The sequence below is a fragment of the Paenibacillus sp. CB74 genome, from assembly GCF_055687625.1.
Window position 1 is genome coordinate 1611852 of the sequence record NZ_CM146009.1, and the last position, 16519, is coordinate 1628370.

The 16519-nt window shown below is 42.9% G+C and carries 17 protein-coding genes; 6 read left to right on the forward strand and 11 right to left on the reverse strand.

Features of this window, described 5'->3' with window-relative positions; genetic code table 11:
• Positions 1-454: 454 nt before the first annotated feature.
• The 3 genes from ACX9NY_RS07340 to ACX9NY_RS07350 form a co-directional block, all read right to left on the reverse strand.
• Complete coding sequence (locus tag ACX9NY_RS07340) at positions 455-1402, reverse strand: oxidoreductase (protein WP_339255519.1); 948 nt, start codon at positions 1400-1402, stop codon at positions 455-457.
• A gap of 372 nt (positions 1403-1774) precedes the next feature.
• Positions 1775-2245: a VOC family protein gene (locus ACX9NY_RS07345; protein ID WP_339255517.1), complete on the reverse strand. Its 471-nt coding sequence runs from the start codon at positions 2243-2245 to the stop codon at positions 1775-1777.
• Positions 2246-2373: 128 nt separating this feature from the next.
• Complete coding sequence (locus ACX9NY_RS07350; protein ID WP_339233964.1) at positions 2374-3006, reverse strand: FMN-dependent NADH-azoreductase; 633 nt, start codon at positions 3004-3006, stop codon at positions 2374-2376.
• Between the two features lie 260 nt (positions 3007-3266).
• Between ACX9NY_RS07350 and ACX9NY_RS07355 the strand changes: the two genes are divergently transcribed.
• The 5 genes from ACX9NY_RS07355 to ACX9NY_RS07375 all read left to right on the forward strand — a co-directional run bounded on the left by ACX9NY_RS07355 (position 3267) and on the right by ACX9NY_RS07375 (position 7003).
• Positions 3267-3842, forward strand: coding sequence for a TetR/AcrR family transcriptional regulator (locus ACX9NY_RS07355; protein ID WP_472477865.1), 576 nt, complete (start codon positions 3267-3269; stop codon positions 3840-3842).
• A gap of 483 nt (positions 3843-4325) precedes the next feature.
• The gene (locus tag ACX9NY_RS07360; RefSeq protein WP_472477867.1) at positions 4326-5162 is read left to right on the forward strand and encodes an alpha/beta fold hydrolase; all 837 of its coding nucleotides are present in this window, start codon (positions 4326-4328) and stop codon (positions 5160-5162) included.
• Positions 5163-5461: 299 nt separating this feature from the next.
• Positions 5462-5923, forward strand: a complete 462-nt coding sequence (locus tag ACX9NY_RS07365; RefSeq protein WP_339255511.1) for a nuclear transport factor 2 family protein — start codon at positions 5462-5464, stop codon at positions 5921-5923.
• Positions 5920-6501 (forward strand): TetR/AcrR family transcriptional regulator, encoded by a 582-nt coding sequence (locus ACX9NY_RS07370; RefSeq protein ID WP_472477869.1) that lies wholly within the window; start codon positions 5920-5922, stop codon positions 6499-6501. Before ACX9NY_RS07365 ends, ACX9NY_RS07370 begins: the two co-directional genes overlap by 4 nt.
• Before the next feature lie 31 nt (positions 6502-6532).
• The gene (locus ACX9NY_RS07375; RefSeq protein WP_342570062.1) at positions 6533-7003 is read left to right on the forward strand and encodes a DinB family protein; all 471 of its coding nucleotides are present in this window, start codon (positions 6533-6535) and stop codon (positions 7001-7003) included.
• A gap of 272 nt (positions 7004-7275) precedes the next feature.
• Here the strand turns inward: ACX9NY_RS07375 and ACX9NY_RS07380 are convergent, their stop codons facing one another.
• From ACX9NY_RS07380 to ACX9NY_RS07405, 6 genes are all read right to left on the reverse strand, one after another.
• A complete protein-coding gene (locus tag ACX9NY_RS07380) occupies positions 7276-8271 on the reverse strand; it encodes a glycoside hydrolase family 43 protein (RefSeq protein WP_472477872.1) in 996 nt (331 codons plus the stop codon).
• A gap of 316 nt (positions 8272-8587) precedes the next feature.
• On the reverse strand, positions 8588-10279 hold the full coding sequence (gene ilvD / locus ACX9NY_RS07385; RefSeq protein WP_339255505.1) for a dihydroxy-acid dehydratase: 1692 nt from the start codon (positions 10277-10279) through the stop codon (positions 8588-8590).
• Between the two features lie 17 nt (positions 10280-10296).
• Entirely contained in the window at positions 10297-10962 is a 666-nt protein-coding gene (locus ACX9NY_RS07390; protein WP_339233947.1) for a GntR family transcriptional regulator, read from the reverse strand.
• A 238-nt stretch (positions 10963-11200) separates the two neighbouring features.
• The gene (locus ACX9NY_RS07395; protein ID WP_472477874.1) at positions 11201-11833 is read right to left on the reverse strand and encodes a DsbA family oxidoreductase; all 633 of its coding nucleotides are present in this window, start codon (positions 11831-11833) and stop codon (positions 11201-11203) included.
• A 56-nt stretch (positions 11834-11889) separates the two neighbouring features.
• The gene (locus tag ACX9NY_RS07400) at positions 11890-12534 is read right to left on the reverse strand and encodes an NAD(P)H-binding protein (protein ID WP_339233942.1); all 645 of its coding nucleotides are present in this window, start codon (positions 12532-12534) and stop codon (positions 11890-11892) included.
• 38 nt (positions 12535-12572) lie between these two features.
• Positions 12573-13232, reverse strand: a complete 660-nt coding sequence (locus ACX9NY_RS07405) for an SDR family NAD(P)-dependent oxidoreductase (RefSeq protein WP_339233940.1) — start codon at positions 13230-13232, stop codon at positions 12573-12575.
• A gap of 197 nt (positions 13233-13429) precedes the next feature.
• On the opposite strand from ACX9NY_RS07405, the gene ACX9NY_RS07410 reads away from it, so the two are divergent.
• Positions 13430-14026, forward strand: a complete 597-nt coding sequence (locus tag ACX9NY_RS07410; RefSeq protein WP_472477877.1) for a TetR/AcrR family transcriptional regulator — start codon at positions 13430-13432, stop codon at positions 14024-14026.
• A 253-nt stretch (positions 14027-14279) separates the two neighbouring features.
• Here the strand turns inward: ACX9NY_RS07410 and ACX9NY_RS07415 are convergent, their stop codons facing one another.
• Positions 14280-15239: an L-threonine 3-dehydrogenase gene (locus ACX9NY_RS07415; protein WP_339255500.1), complete on the reverse strand. Its 960-nt coding sequence runs from the start codon at positions 15237-15239 to the stop codon at positions 14280-14282.
• 36 nt (positions 15240-15275) lie between these two features.
• A complete protein-coding gene (locus ACX9NY_RS07420) occupies positions 15276-16466 on the reverse strand; it encodes a glycine C-acetyltransferase (protein ID WP_472477879.1) in 1191 nt (396 codons plus the stop codon).
• Positions 16467-16519: the final 53 nt, after the last annotated feature.

Here is a 16519-nt window from a genome sequence, read left to right on the forward strand (position 1 = left end):
ACTTCCAGCTAGCAAATGATATCGTTTAGCTTTAAAAAGGGGGAGGCTACTCTAATCTAATCCGTAATATGTAGATTAGATATATATCTAATCATCAATTGGAACAGATTCTTGTCCAATACGGTAATCGGTAAAATAAAAAAAGCCGCTAAAATAGCGACTTCAATGGGAGCGTGTTCTTGTCCCACGACACCAGACCGTCCTTCGGATAGCCGATTGCGCGAATGTTATTCCTTCTCTCGAGCCCCCATCATTTTGCCGAAGAGTTAAATGTGCCTCCCGGCCAGCAGGTGCCAAGTCCCAGTGAGGAGGTATGACGCACCACCTGCTCCATGACAATTCTCATCCGTTCGATCGAAAGCTCCCTCAATTCCAACGCCGGTACCAGGAATCGGTTCGTCCCGCGGATGACGCCATAGGAGAACTTTTTCTTGTTATAAACAAAAGTGCACTTTCAGTTTACAGGAGGCAAGCCGGGATCGATCCCTGTCATGTCGACGGATATATCCCACAGTCGCTTGGCAAGCTTCGGATCTCGCGCCTGCTCGGAGCAGGAGCATTCACGGGAAGGTCCCCGCAACTCGCCTAATCCTGACGGCCCGTAATAGCCGCCTGGCTTTATCTTCCCTGAGGCTGCGTGCAACGCGCCCCAGGCACCCATGGCAGGTTTGGCAAAGAATAGGCCGATCAACGGCATCATTACTTTGCCAGCCATGTTATCGCGTCCAAGGTCCGTTCCCACAAGGCCCGGGTGACAGGCCACGACTGTTACTGGTGATCCCGCAGCCCGCAGCCGCCGGTCCAACTCGAAGACGAAGAGCATATTCGCGAGCTTACTGGCGCCATAGCGTGGGAGCCATTTGTAGCTCTTTTCTGCATTAAGATCGTCCCATTCGATTTTCGCGTCTTTGTGTTGACCGCTACTTGTGACGACGATGCGCGACCCAGGCGTTTCCATGAGCTTGGGCAGCAACAGTGTGGTGAGCGCGAAGCAACCGAGGTGATTGACACCGAACGTCAGCTCGAAGCCTTGCACTGTATGCCTCAGCTTCGAACCCTGTACGCCGGCATTGTTGATCAATACATCGACGCGCGGCTCCTTGGAAGCCAATTCGGCTGCACTCCGCACACTCTCCAGGTCCGCCAGGTCGAGCGGCAGGAAAGCTAGGTCAGCTCCGGGGGTCTTCATCCGAATCCGATCCATGGCTTCTTTCGCCTTCGTTTCGTTGCGGCAGGCCAGCAGCACCCGTGCACCTCGCGCTGCCAGTACTTGCGATACTTCGAAGCCAATTCCAGTATTGGCCCCGGTGACGATGAAGCATTTGCCCGACTGGTCAGGTACATTGGCATCCGTAAATCCTGTGTGACCGATTTCTCCGCTTTTGCCCGTTTGGCGTGTCAAATAAATCACTCCTCTAATTTTTCGGCGAGTTCAGCGTCTTTGTTAGTTAGGAACATTTCTTACTTGTATTCTTTGATGAGAACTAATGCTAGGAAGTGATTGTCATGGCATATATTCCGCTGAACCAAATTGTCGATGCGCTTGAAGAGCTCCAGCATGATCACAAACAACTCTTGCTCCCAGACGCCCAACGGTTAGTCCCGTCGCCTATATACGCTGAAACACCTTTATCACGTGCGATGTGATTTAGCTTCTTAATAAAATTGTGTTCACCACCGCCATGACCCGTTGCTGAAAGACGAAGCACCGACACACGTACCTCTTGAGACGCCAGCGAAAGTACTGCTTCTTCCGGTTTAGTGGAACTTATAGTTAAGAGTGTTCAAGAATACTTCCTGTGCCTGGCATCTGTTTCATTATTTGAATCTCCATCCCCCATGAAGTTGTTATATAGAAAAATCCAAGAGGGCTCAGCTCTCTAACTTTAACATCAGACTGTTCTGCAAAATACTTCAAAGCCTCTTCTAAATTGGTAACTGTAATAGCTAGATGAGCTACACCGATATCACTGGGTTTTAGGTGAACATTCTGTTGATCTGGCGTCGACCATTGAACCAATTCAATCTTTCTACCCCCGTATTGTAAAAATGCTGCCCCTTCTACAACGGAATTCTCGTGAACCCCGAAGCACCTCTTTAAACTATCGTCTTCAAATTGCATTCCTTTTGGCCGGAACAAGACTTCAAAACCCAAAATGTTAGTGAAGAATTCAACTGCTACTTCAATATTGGGTACTACAAATCCCGAATGTTCTATTGTGCCTTGGAAAATTGCGTTTTTCATATCGTTAAGCCCCTTTATGCTAGCAGATTGAGTTAAATAGCGTTTACCGATATAACAAAAGGGGCAGCCGATGTCTGCCCAAATCTCTAACTTTTAATTCGTTCCGCCCCTTTCGTGTGCTTGCTTTTTTAGAATCTTGCCGCCAGTTCAGCCGTTTTTTTCAATCCGGATTCGATAATCTCCGCAGCTTGGTCCCGATATTTAGCATGTCCTTCAATAACGACGCTCTCTGGATTTTTAATACCAAACAATAATCCGATTATATTCTTGACGTAGTTTAAACCCATGTCCAACGGGGCCACTTCTTCCGATGAGAAGTCACTGCCGCGCGCATTGAGAAGAGCAAATTTTTTGTCCCCAATCAGCCCTTCGGGTTGCCCTTCTGCCGTGTATCTGAACGTTTTCCCTGCTTGCAACAAATATGAAAGATAAGTGATGAGAGGGGCCGGAACTGTTAAGTTCCATAAAGGGAATGCAAAAACGACTTTGTCCACGGACAGGAATTCGTCCAAGTAACGGTTCGCGATTTCCGCAGCCAGCCGTTCTTCGGCAGTGGCTTCCAATCCCTGAGCATTCTTATAAAGTCCCGAGATGGTCTCATTGCCGTAATACGGCAGCTCCGCACTGTAAAGGTCGAGTTCTATGATGGTGTCCTGCGGATTGCGCTCCTTGTATGTTTTCAGAAAAGTATCGTACATTTGAACGCTCACAGCTTGTTCTGCGGGTCTGTTGTTAGCTTTGATGAATAATACACTTGTCATAAGGATAACCTCCAAAATAATAATTTTTAATATCTCAAGCTTCCATCTATTTGCGAGTTAACTTGTTAAATTCCAAGTCACTTATATTTAGCTGTAAACACCTCGCTTTTTTATCACCTATTGTTTTTACAACACATGTTGTATAATTGAATTATATTATTATTCAAATATTGTTCAACCAACAGTTTTAAACCGATGTCGGATATCCGACAAATAAGCGAATATGTATAGAAAATAGTAAAAAGAAAAGGAGATTTCTTATGGCTGAAACAAAAATAGATCCACGTATTATTCGAACACGTAGATTAATCATGGATGGATTTATTCACGTTTTAAAGAACAAAGAATTTAAGGATATCACCATCCAGGATATTACGGAAGAAGCAACAGTAAATCGTGCCACCTTCTATTATCACTTCATTGATAAATATGATTTATTGGAAAAAGTAATAAAAGAGGGATTCATGACCACTGTGTATAATGAAATCGTTGAGTATAGAGAGTTAAATCAAACAACGATCATAAATGTTTTCCTGTCCATCACAAATTTTCAAGTGGATTTATCAAAACAGTGTCGAAGCGGCTTCGAGACTTTTAAGACAACAATTGAAGTCATAATACAAAAAGAACTAGAGCTTTTATTTTACCAAATGTTATTAAAACAACATTCCACAGACAGCGATGAATCACTGAGAGTTGCAGCAGTCATGTTAAGCTGGGGAATTTTCGGGGCTTCAGTTGATTGGCAACACAATAACACTGTGCCACCAGAAGAATATATAAAAACGGCTATTCCTTACGTTATGCACGGACTTGATTTCCTTCATTCAAGATGAACACCAAAAAAACAAGTTCGAAATCTCGAGTTACAAACTGAAACTCGAGATTTCGAACTTGTTGCTGTTCCCTCTAATTGTACAGATTTTAAAAGCAGATGATCTGTAAGTAAGGCTATTGGATATGTTGAAATAAGTCATCAACCACTTGTCCATTTGATCAGCCTCTTTTTTTTGCTCTTCAATTCGTTGTTCAATATTCTCTTTGACAGTTAAACGTAATTGAATATCGATAAAATACACTCCTATATTAAATAATGGATTCAATAAATTGAAGCGTTAACATCTCAGATTCTCAATTATCGTGGTAACTCAACTGAGTACCCACACTAAGATATGAACTTGCAATTATAAACCGATCGGTTTATAATAAAACAAACGGTATAGAGAGTGAGGCGATTCATGAACAAGTCCCCTTTCGTATGTCTGATCCAAATAGCTTGTGTATAAACAAAAATATAACAACTAATGGAGGTATTTTCCATGGCAAAAGTGAATGTAGGCGCTGAGAATGAACAAGCAATTGAACTCTATTATGAAGATCATGGTGCGGGAAAACCAATTATTCTGATTCATGGCTGGCCTTTGAGTGGGCGATCCTGGGAGAAGCAAGTTCCTGCCCTAATTGAAGCAGGCTACCGTGTTATCACATATGACCGTCGTGGATTCGGTCAGTCTTCTCAACCTTGGGATGGTTATGACTATGATTCATTTGCTTCGGATTTGCATAAATTGATACTTCACCTTGATCTGCGTGATGCCACATTAGTCGGATTCTCCATGGGTGGCGGCGAAGTTGCACGTTATGTGGGAACCTACGGCACAGAACGCGTTTCTAAAGCCGTATTTGCGGGAGCGGTTCCTCCCTATCTCTATATAACCGAAGACAATCCTCAAGGCGGATTGGATGATGCAACGATTGCAGAGTTCCAAAACGGGGTAAAAGCGGATCGGCTAGCATTCCTGGATGGTTTTACAAGCAACTTTTTCGCTGCTGGAGACCGCACAGATCTTGTGAGCGAACCATTCCGTATTTATAACCGTGATATTGCAGCTCTGGCTTCACCTAAAGGCACACTGGATTGTATTGCTGCCTTTGCCCTTACGGATTTCCGTCAGGATCTGGAGAAGTTCAACATTCCTACACTGGTTATCCATGGTGATTCCGATGCCATCGTGCCTTTGGAGGTGAGCGGACAACGTACTCATGAATCCATCCCTGGTAGCCGTCTGGTCGTTGTTGAAGGTGGACCACACGGTTTCAATGCGACCCATTCTGAACAATTTAATGCAGCATTGATCGAATTTTTGCAAGATTAAATTTAATTCGACTGATCATTTAGTTAAAAGAACAAAATGAAAGAACAAGCAGAACGCCTCCTATAGAGGAGAACGTCCTGCTTGTTCAAAATTTTCATAGGATATGCATATGAAGAATGAACACTCTCGTGATCATTGGTAATACACCAAAAGAGCCACTACGCATAAGATTGACGGCTACTTGGTACATTATGAATCTGAACCGATTCGAAATTTGTATTGAATTTCGGATGTAAACTTGCACTTATAAACCGATCGGTTTATACTGGTACAAACAGTTTAGAAAGCGAGGAAATCTAATGAATAATTTAACTCCCCCATTCACTCTTGAGACAGCAATCCAAAAAACGCGTATGGCTGAAGACAGCTGGAATAGCCGAGATCCTCAGCGCGTCTCACTTGTGTATACTGAGGATTGTTATTGGAGAAATCGGAGCGAATTTATAACAGGCCGCCAAGATATTGTATCTTTACTAACTCGGAAATGGGCCAAAGAACTGGAATACCGCCTGATCAAGGAACTTTGGTCATTTACGGATAACCGTATTGCCGTTAGATTTGCATATGAATGGCGTGATGATAGTGGCAATTGGTTCAGATCGTATGGAAACGAGAATTGGGAATTTGCTGAGGACGGCTTGATGCAGCGCAGATTTGCTTCGATTAATGACATGCCGATTAAGGAAGAGGAACGTAAATTTCATTGGCCTCTCGGCACGCGCCCCGCTGATCACCCAAGCCTAAGTGAGTTAAACCTATGACTCGTACTGTTTTTGAAAAAGCGGATGTCATCCCTCTCGTTGCTGAGGTATTTCGTGAATTAGGTTATGAGGGTGCATCTTTGAGTAAAATTACAGCCCGTACGCGTCTATCTAAAGGAAGCTTGTATTATTTCTTTCCGGGTGGAAAAGATGAGATGGCTGCTGAAATTCTTGCCCATATTGATCAATGGTTTATCAAGAACATTTTTGAACCGCTCGAAAAGAATGAACCCCGGGCAGCCATTGATCATATGTGGCAAGAGGTCGATACTTATTTTCAATCCGGTCAGCGTATATGCCTTATTGGTGCATTCGCTTTGGACGAAACAAGAGATCGATTCGCTGCTGTAATTCGGCAATATTTTATAAGATGGATTGAAGCCTTCAGCGCGGCACTAGTTCAAACAGGTATCTCTAAAGAGACTGCTGACCAAATTTCAGAGGAAACCATTTCCAGTATTCAAGGGGGATTAATTCTGAGTAGAGCTCTTAATGATGAATCCTTTTTTGAACGTACGTTGGCAAATCTGTCACAACGGGTCTCAACTCATGTTTCCAAAAGCAACTCTGCTAACTGACACAAAATTGTTTTAATAGGAGGTCAATATCATGAGCAATTTTGTCGCTGATCAATTGGGATTTGTTCGCCGTCAGGCAGTTGATTATGTGAGGGATATAGTTGACTCTGCCTCGGAAATCATTCCAACTGGTTTGAAAAACAATATAAAATGGAATCTAGGCCACATGTATGTAATACATGAGAAGTTCGCGTTCCAACTTTCTGGGGAAGAAACCAAATATCCTGCTCATTTTAGCAAGTTGTTTGATCCAGGAACTAAACCGTCTGACTGGAATATAGAGCCTCCAACGATGGCACAGCTAATCGACTTGTTAACTGAACAAATTGAAAGGGTTGAAACGATCCTTTTAGGCAAATTGAAAGAAGAAATCAATCCCCATTACAAGTCTTCTACAGGACTTACTTTTACAAATGTAGAACAATTACTGAGTTTTCTGATTTACCATGAAGCCATGCACTTTGCAACAATTAAAAATATCAAGAGCATTATTGACAGTTAGTAATGTCCCTTCATTAAAACAAACAAACCGACCTTACATTCTAATTAAATCGGAATAAGGTCGGTTTGTTTATAAAGTGCAAAAAGATAGTAGATTACAAACCTGGGTTAAAATTTAATGTAACGAGTTTAAGCAGCCTAAACATGATCAGGAGTTAAGAATTACGTTTGAGTGACACAATTGATCCTCCTATCAAAAAAGCAGCTCCGTCAGGAGCTGCCTCATGTTATGCCTTATCTTGTAATTGTATCTGTTTCCGCTAACCGGCCAGCTTACTCACCGTCCGGATAAGGATTGATCTTCTGAATCGTTCCGTCTTCGTTGTATTTCAGCTCGGAATATTTAACGCACCGCTTGTGGTTGACGCCTTCCGACAGGGAGCTGTCGTGATAGAACAAATACCACTTGTCTTCAACTTGCACAATGGAGTGGTGTGTTGTCCAGCCGATAACCGGAGATAGAATCTCGCCCTTGAACGTGAATGGTCCCATCGGATTCTTGCCGATCGCATATACGAGCTTATGTGTGGTGCCTGTAGAGTAGGACAGGTAGTAATATCCGTTATATTTATGCATCCACGGTCCTTCAAAATATCTCCGGTCCTCATCCCCCGCCAGAATCGGATTCCCGTCTTCATCGACAATTGATATCTCAGCAGGCTTGCCCTGGAAGGACAGCATGTCGTCGCTAAGCACGGCAACTTGCGGTCCAAGCGCCGGCTGGTCATGAGCCGGTCCTTCTGCATCTGGCACGAAGCTGCCAGTCTGCCACTTCTCCAGCTGGCCACCCCAGAGTCCGCCGAAATAGATGTATGACTGATTGTCGTCATCCACCAATACGGCCGGATCGATACTGAAGCTGCCTTCCATATAATTCGGCTGCGGCGTGAACGGGCCTGCCGGAGACTCTGATGTTGCCACACCCAGACGGAAGATGCCGTCATGGTCCCGTGCCGGGAAGAACAGGTAATAGGTATTGTTCTTGTAAGCGGCGTCCGGTGCCCAGAGCTGCTTGGAGGCCCATGGAATATCTCTCAGATGCAGTGCTTCACCGTGATCGACCACCGGGGAATCGAAGTTGTCCATTGAGAGAACATGGTAGTCTTCCATTTTATACTGGTCGCCGTTATCGTTGCTCGGCTCATCATGATCGAGGTCATGGGAAGGATAGATGTAGATTTTGCCCTCGTAGACATGGGCGGACGGGTCAGCAGTGAAGATGTGGGTTACGAGCGGCTGGTGAGGCTTAGGTAGTTGTTTTTGATTCATAAGGCATCTCCTTTGGTATTGGAATAATAGAATTACGGGGTTGAGTTAATTCATTCAATGCATCGTACCCTCTCTCAGCAATTAAAGCAAGCGCTTACAATATATGATGTAATTCTACACTCCCCGCTAGTTTTTTCCTATACACATACTAAAGGTCTTCCCCCGATAAAATATACAATTCCCACATAGAAATTAACTCTTTTTTCAATCGCAATATCTATATATCGTTCATGTGATAGATAGCAACAAAAAGTCGCCCCGCATAGCGGAGCGACTTTGAAGAAGCACTCATTAAAATTTATCGATTATATTTGGTTTAATCCATCGAATCGGTTACTGCCCCTTTGGAAGCAGATGAAACTAATTTGGCATATTTGCCCAGTACACCAGATTTTACTTTCAGTGGAGGTTGTACCCACGCTTCCGCTCGAGCGGCTAACTCTTCTTCTGACACCTCAACCTTCATCTCCTGGATGTCACTGTTAATGGTGATCATATCCCCATTTTGGAGCAAAGCGATCGGTCCACCTACCTGTGCTTCAGGTGATACATGGCCGACTACAAATCCATGCGATCCACCCGAGAATCGACCATCTGTAATGAGAGCAACTTTCCCACCGAGTCCTTTGCCTACGATGAGTGCTGTTACGGAAAGCATCTCTGGCATACCTGGTCCACCCTTCGGACCACAGTAACGTATGACCACGACATCGCCTTCTTTAATTTCATCATTCATAATCGCTACTGTCGCCTCATCTTCGCTATCATACACCTTAGTTGGGCCAGAGAACTGTTGTATCTTCATACCTGACATTTTTGCAACAGCGCCTTCAGGAGCGAGGTTTCCGCGAAGCACAACTAACGGTCCATCTGGCTTCAGCGGATTATCGAGCGGACGTATAATCTCTTGACCATTCGGAAGTGGAGCAGCTTCCGCTAAATTCTCCGCCAACGTTTTGCCTGTTACCGTGAGGCAATCCCCATGAAGTAATCCCTCAGCAAGCAATAGCTTCATTACCCCTGAAACGCCACCGATATCGTTCAAATCCTGCATTACATATTGACCACTTGGCTTCAGATCCGCCAAATGAGGAACACGCAGGCGAATGCGCTCAAAATCATCCAAAGTTAAATCGACTTCTACCGAGTGCGCAATAGCTAGCAGATGGAGAAATGCGTTAGTTGATCCCCCCAGAGCCATAACAACAGTGATCGCATTCTCAAATGCTTTCTTCGTCATAATGTCTCTTGGATAAATCTCTTGTTCAAGCAGTGAGATGACCTGTTTACCGGCTGCTTCGCATTCCGATGCTTTATCCGCTGAAATCGCTGATGTCGAAGAAGAACCAGGTAAACACATCCCCATTGCTTCTGCAGCGGCTGCCATCGTATTAGCGGTATACATGCCTCCGCAAGCGCCTGGACCTGGGCAAACACTGCATTCTACCTTATGCAACTGTTCATCTGTTATTTTGCCATCTTGATATTGACCAACGGCTTCAAAAGCGGAAACGATATCCACTTTTTTGCCGTCGAGATTACCTGGTTGAATGGTTCCCCCATATACATAAACGGAAGGAATGTTCATGCGTCCAATAGCCATCAGACATGCAGGTGTATTCTTGTCACAGCCACCGATTGCAACAACGCCGTCAAATCGCTCCGCTCCGGTCACAATTTCAATCGAATCAGCGATAGCTTCCCGACTTGGTAGCGAGAACAACATCCCGCCGTGCCCCATCGAAATTCCATCCGAAACGGTAATCGTATTAAAAATCAGTGGAGCACCACCGTTATCACGTGCGCCCTGCTTAGCTTGTACCGCCAAATCATTGATGTGCATATTACACGGCGTTACCTCACTCCACGTACTCGCTATTCCAATCATTGGCTTTTTAAAATCATCATCCTGAAAACCAACTGCACGCAGCATGGCTCTGTTCGGTACACGGTTAGCACCTTCACTGATTACCTTGCTTCGAATACGAAGATCTTTTTTATTCTCCATGTTTTTTATTCCTCATTTCAAAGTATTTCGTACAGTTCCTGCATCGGTCGGATAAAATTTTGTTTCATTAGTATGTGAGCATCATCGCTATTTTTGCCTTCAAAAGCTTTAATAATCAAATCATGCTCTTCCACTGAAGCTAGTGTAGCCGTGATGGGTTGTTTTAAAAACACATATTTAAATCGCCTAATGTGAATCTGTAGAGAGGCATTAAATGTGGCTACATAAGGATTATCTGAGAGCTCCACAATATAGTTATGAAATTGCTCATCCACCTCCATAGCCTGATAAACTTGTCCATTTTTAATGGAACTAGCAAATTCCAAATTTATGGATCTTAGTTTCTCGATCTGTTCTGAAACAATAATTTGGGCGGTGATTTCAGCAGCTAAAGCCTGAAGAGCAGCCATCGTTGAGTACATCTTGAAAATATCGTTTTTCTCAATATTCGTTACTTTTGTTTCTTTTCCTGGATGCATAGACACGAGGCCTTGAACTTCGAGCAACTGAAATGCCTCCCGAATCGGTGTCCGGCTGACTCCAAGCGATTCAGCCAATTCCGCATCCATAAGCTTTTCACCTGGTTGCAGTGTTCCATCAATAATCCATCGCTGAATCTGAGAAAACGCTCTTTCTTTTGCAGACATACGGGCGGGTAAGGCAAAATCTTTGGGAATTGGCATGGTTTTCATCCTCATTACAATTAATCTTATATGCAATATATCGCATACACGATTGAGAAGCAAATATTGTTTGATGACTAAAAGAAAAACCGTCCAATTCCAATAAGGATTTTGGGCGGTTTATGATTTTGCCTATTTCGCTTGAACTGACTATCTACACGCTGTTCTAAAATACATTGTGATTGCTCTCTCGATAATGCTTTCATAGTATCTTTGTCTTACCAATACCTGGATTTATTTATTGAGATGCTTGGTTAAGAGCTTTTAAAAATACCTCTGTTGGTTGTGCGCCGGATATCGCGTATTTTCTATCAATGACAAAGAAAGGTGCTCCTGTAATCCCTAATTGTTTTGCTGTAGCTTCATCTGAACGCACTTCGCTAGCATATTTGGAGCGGTCATGGAGAACTGCCATGGACTCATCTCTGTTCATTCCAACTGATTCTGCAATATCTGCTAATGTATCATAATCGCTAATTAACTTGGCGTCCGTATAATAAGAATAGAACAACTTCTCTGCTAATTCCTGATCTTTACCCACTGATTTGGCATATTGGGTTAAACGATGCGCATCAAACGTATTGGTGGGCTGTATTTGGTCGATATTATACACGAGCCCCATCATTGCTGCTTGTTTTTCAAGTTCAGCATGTGCCTTTTTCGCTTGCTCGATACTCATACCATGTTTCTCAGAAAGGATTTGATGCATACTTTTGCCTGAGTACATGGATGTTTGCGGATTAAGTTCAAAGCTTCTATATTCAATGACCACTTCATTTGGATGAGCGAATTGCTCCAATGCAGACTCTAATCGTCGTTTACCAATATAACAAAATGGACAAACATAATCCGACCATATCTCGATTTTCATTTTGAATTCTCCCTCACTAACCACCTTAATCGGTGAATACTTCATTTTTATTGAGTTTATTTGTTATAAATAATAGGCATTTTTCTAATCAATTGGTTGTCACGAGCAGCAGAATACATGAATTTGGCAACATTTTCTCTGGAAACAGACATTTTAGCCGATTGATCTCCAAATGAATAGTCATAAGACTGCCCTGTGTATTTAACATTGGGGTTAATAATTCGAACGACTGTCCAATCCATATTCGATGTTTTAATTATTCCTTCTATTTTCTTCATTTCTGCATAACCGTTCGGAAGGAGAACTTTGGCTAATACACCTGGAAGTATCGTGGACATGTTTTTCTTATCGTCATCTGATTGCAAAGCTGGCGTCGCAAGTGTAATGAACCTTTTTTTGTTATGTTTCTTCATAGCCTTAATTATCAGTTCGTGTCCGTCAGCAATCGGCGTGCCTTTAAGCTTTCGTGACATATCGGAGGCTGGCCCCAATGTGCTGATTACGACATCAGATTCGGCAACGGCTTTCTCGATGGTTGAGCTATTCGAAAGTTCCCCTTGTACAAGACTCAAATTTGGATGTTTGAGGCTGATTTTTTGGGGGTTTCTAACGTATGCCGTAACGAAATCTCCGTGATCTAATGCTTGTTGGGTCACAAGCTGTCCAATTGCACCAGTTGCACCAAAAACAGTGATATTCATATTCTTTCCTGTGTCTCCTCTAATATAAATTATTCAGCTTACACTTTATCTTCAGTTATAAACTCTTCTACTCTGTCTCTTTTGCTGTACATGTCGTACCAAATATCAGCGATTTTATCTTGAACTCCTGAATTTGGCTGCATCCAAATTCCGATCGAAAGGTGACCTGCATAAACTCCTTTGTCAGCTAGTTCGCTGTTCAAATTAAAGATATAATTACGAAGTCCTGAAATTGCAATGCCGACATTACCCATCATCGGTACCGGGTGTACTGAAGCACCTCCCGTTGTAAATAACAGAGCACCGCTTTGCTTATCCAACATATCCGGAAGCACTTGTTTAACACTTGATAAAGCACCTAAAACATTATATTGAAATTGGTATAATGCATTTTCTTCAGTTACATCTAGTGTTGGCGCTACTGAGTCAAAGCTCGGCGTTGGACTGTATTCAAGAACATCAATAAATCCGTATTTCTCTTTAATAGCAGCAAATGCCATCTCAATTTGTTCTTTATTTAATATGTCCGCTTGAAATGAAGCAGCTTCGATTCCCAATTGTTCTAATTCAATAACTAGTTGGTTCAACTTTTCTTCATTTCGTGCAATAAGCGCTACGCGGAATCCATTTTGTCCGAATTTCTTTGCAATGGACATCCCTAAACCTGCTCCTGCTCCAACAATCGCTATCGTTTTCATCTAAAATCTCTCCTTTAATTAAAGTTAATTATCAACCAGATAAATAATGGTCAATGTGTTGTATATTTATCTTTTGTTTATTATGATAAATAAAAGGTCAGCATTCAATGTTTAATAATTTTGATTTTGAGAGATAAAATACAGTTTCAACTTAAATGTCGTATATCTAACAAAAAAAGTTAAGGGAATGAGCCATAATGAGCAAAAAAATCGATTTACGTATCCTTCGCTCCAAACATTCGATAAAAAAGGCGTTTATAGAACTTCTTAATGAAAAAGGGTACGAAGGAATTACGATTCAAGATATAGCCGATAAGGCGATGATTAACCGAAATACCTTTTACCTTCATTATCAGAACAAACCCGATTTGTTAAACGTATCTATGGACGAATTATTAGAAGAACTAAAGAGTACACTCAATCTTTGTTCGAGCAGCAAATCTCCTATAAGCGGCTCTATGCTTGAACAACTAATGCAAACCATACTGGAGAAAATTAAAGGCAATATTCCCTTTTATAAAGCATTGTTACTTGATGAGAATAGAATTTATGGGTTTCAATCAAAGATGGAGGAAATTATAAAAAATACAGTGGAAGATGGCTTGGATAATATGCCCCTTCAGATTTCAAAGGAATTATTACTTCAATATATCGCATCTACTTTTATGGGCATTGTAATATGGTGGGTTAAAAATGATTTTTCTTATACCCCAAGTGAACTTGCTTCTCAATTCGGAAAAATTCTCACTCACGGACACTTAAAAGCCGCAGGTATTCCAATAGATGATGAGTGATAAATGCTTGCGAACAGTAGCTGGGTAGATATCACAGAAAAGGAGCCCCTCGAATGACGGCTCCTTTTCTATGACTGCACTTTTAAAAAATAATATTGTACGCTTGAAGATAAATCAAAACATCTCCGCTCTTCGCTTTACCACTATCCTGCCCGTTAGCTTAATGGAATTGATAAATTTCGTAATTAACATGTTCTGTACCTTCAACCCAGCCTTATTTCTACTCGCTCTGTACTGTAAGTTTACAATAACATTAAGCTTTGCGAAGCATTTGTCTCTCACTTAACTGTGATAGCATATCTTTCGTCATGGTCTTTAAGTCGTAGCGGGCATGAAATCCCCATTCTGTTCTCGCAGCTGTTGCATCCATGGAGTGCGGCCAACTATCGGCAATTGCCTGTCTCTTCGGATCAACATCATAATCCAGGATGAATCCGGGAATCTCTTCCCGAATCGCGGCAGCGATCGCTTCTGGATCGACGCTCATTGCGGTGACATTAAATGAGTTTCGATGTATCAAACAGGATGAATCCGCTTCCATTAAATCAATGATGGCGTTCAGCGCATCCGGCATATACATCATGTCCATATTTGAGTCTTTGGCGATATAAGATGTATACCGACCACTCGTCACAGCTGCATAGTAAATTTCCACCGCATAATCCGTCGTTCCTCCGCCGGGAGGCGTCATATAAGATATCAAACCCGGGAATCGCAGTCCCCTGGTATCAAGACCATATTTGTGAAAATAATAATCACAAAGCAGTTCGCCGGACACCTTGTTCACGCCGTACATCGTATTAGGCCTCTGGATCGTATCCTGCGGGGTATTATCTTTCGGAGTCGAAGGGCCAAAAGATCCAATGGAGCTCGGAGTGAAAAATTGGCAACTGAGCTCCCTGGATATTTCAAGTGCATTCATCAATCCGCCCATATTCAAATTCCAGGCAAGCAGGGGCTTCTCCTCTGCCGTAGCCGAGAGTAGCGCAGCCAAATGCATGACGGTATCTACTTCGTACCGCTTGGCGATTTCAAACATCGCTTTATCATTTGTCACATCCAGCAGTTCGAATGGCCCGGATCGGGTGATCTCGTGGGATGATGACCTGAGATCCGTAGCAACAACGTGATCCGCACCATAAATCTCACGTAATTTAACAACTAACTCAGAACCGATCTGGCCCAGTGCTCCGGTCACCAATATCTTCTTCATAGACATTCCTCCCGAAATAGTCTCCCGCGAATGTAGCTAAATCAGCTTCATTTCTGTGCCAACTTTCTCATAAACGGAGATCACCTGTTCGAGCATCTCCTTAGTATGGGCTGCTGTCGGCATGTTGCGTATTCTTCCGGTTCCCTTCGGGACTGTCGGAAACACGATGGCCTTAGCGTAAACGCCTTCTTCATAGAGCCGTTTGCTGAACTGTTGGGTGGTTACTTCATCGCCAATGATACAAGGGGTGATCGGTGTTTCACTTTGACCTACATTATATCCAAGCCTGCTCAATCCATTTTTCAAATGATTGCCGTTCTCCCACAGCTTTTCAATCAGCTCCTTGTCATTCATCAAAATGTCGATCGAAGCGCTACAGGAAGCGATTGCAGCCGGAGGTAGCGATGTGGAGAACAGAAACGGGCGGCTTCTCAGCTTCAACCATTCGATCAGTTGTTTTTTTCCCGCCACATAACCGCCGACAACGCCAATTGCCTTGGAAAGAGTACCTATTTGAAAGTCGATACGGTCGGACAATCCAAAATGCTTCACGGTTCCTGCACCTGCTCCGAGAACGCCCGAACCGTGGGCATCATCCACATAAGTAATCAGATCGAATTCTTCTGCTATTTTCACGATTTCGGGCAGCTTTGCTATATCACCATCCATGGAGAAAACCCCGTCGGTGATGACCATAATTTTATGGTACTGACCGGATTCCTTGGTCTCTTTCGCCAGCCGTCTTAAATCATTCATATCCGAATGCTTAAAGCGAATTACCTTGGCTCTCGACAGGCGGCAGCCATCAATAATGGAAGCGTGGTTCAGCTCATCGGATAAAATCGCATCAAGTTGGTCCATTACCGCGGATATCGCAGCCATATTGCAGTTAAATCCCGATTGATACACGATAACGGCTTCCGTTTGTTTGAAACGGGCCAGTTTTTCTTCCAGCTCAATATGAAGATCCATCGTACCATTAATTGTTCTCACAGCCCCTGCTCCTGCCCCGTATGTCTGCGCCGCCTTAACAGAAGCATCAATCAGTCGGTAATCTGTTGCCAAGCCCAAATAGTTATTAGAAGACAAATTGATTAGGGACTTTTCGTCAATACGAATAACAGGACCATTTGCACCCTGCAGTGTATCGATGGAGTTATATAGACCTTTATTCTTTAAATCTTCGATGTTCGAACTTAAAAATTGGTCCAATGCTTGACTTGACATTTGATTCCCTCCTTAATATACGTTTGTCCTTGTACAGGAGACATGTCATTATG

Coding starts and splice junctions, on each gene's coding strand:
- ACX9NY_RS07345 (WP_339255517.1), bottom strand. CDS start 2,245: ATGAAAAACGCAATTTTCCAAGGCACAATAGAACATTCGGGATTTGTA.
- ACX9NY_RS07350 (WP_339233964.1), bottom strand. CDS start 3,006: ATGACAAGTGTATTATTCATCAAAGCTAACAACAGACCCGCAGAACAA.
- ACX9NY_RS07355 (WP_472477865.1), top strand. CDS start 3,267: ATGGCTGAAACAAAAATAGATCCACGTATTATTCGAACACGTAGATTA.
- ACX9NY_RS07360 (WP_472477867.1), top strand. CDS start 4,326: ATGGCAAAAGTGAATGTAGGCGCTGAGAATGAACAAGCAATTGAACTC.
- ACX9NY_RS07365 (WP_339255511.1), top strand. CDS start 5,462: ATGAATAATTTAACTCCCCCATTCACTCTTGAGACAGCAATCCAAAAA.
- ACX9NY_RS07370 (WP_472477869.1), top strand. CDS start 5,920: ATGACTCGTACTGTTTTTGAAAAAGCGGATGTCATCCCTCTCGTTGCT.
- ACX9NY_RS07375 (WP_342570062.1), top strand. CDS start 6,533: ATGAGCAATTTTGTCGCTGATCAATTGGGATTTGTTCGCCGTCAGGCA.
- ACX9NY_RS07380 (WP_472477872.1), bottom strand. CDS start 8,271: ATGAATCAAAAACAACTACCTAAGCCTCACCAGCCGCTCGTAACCCAC.
- ilvD (WP_339255505.1), bottom strand. CDS start 10,279: ATGGAGAATAAAAAAGATCTTCGTATTCGAAGCAAGGTAATCAGTGAA.
- ACX9NY_RS07390 (WP_339233947.1), bottom strand. CDS start 10,962: ATGCCAATTCCCAAAGATTTTGCCTTACCCGCCCGTATGTCTGCAAAA.
- ACX9NY_RS07395 (WP_472477874.1), bottom strand. CDS start 11,833: ATGAAAATCGAGATATGGTCGGATTATGTTTGTCCATTTTGTTATATT.
- ACX9NY_RS07400 (WP_339233942.1), bottom strand. CDS start 12,534: ATGAATATCACTGTTTTTGGTGCAACTGGTGCAATTGGACAGCTTGTG.
- ACX9NY_RS07405 (WP_339233940.1), bottom strand. CDS start 13,232: ATGAAAACGATAGCGATTGTTGGAGCAGGAGCAGGTTTAGGGATGTCC.
- ACX9NY_RS07410 (WP_472477877.1), top strand. CDS start 13,430: ATGAGCAAAAAAATCGATTTACGTATCCTTCGCTCCAAACATTCGATA.
- ACX9NY_RS07415 (WP_339255500.1), bottom strand. CDS start 15,239: ATGAAGAAGATATTGGTGACCGGAGCACTGGGCCAGATCGGTTCTGAG.
- ACX9NY_RS07420 (WP_472477879.1), bottom strand. CDS start 16,466: ATGTCAAGTCAAGCATTGGACCAATTTTTAAGTTCGAACATCGAAGAT.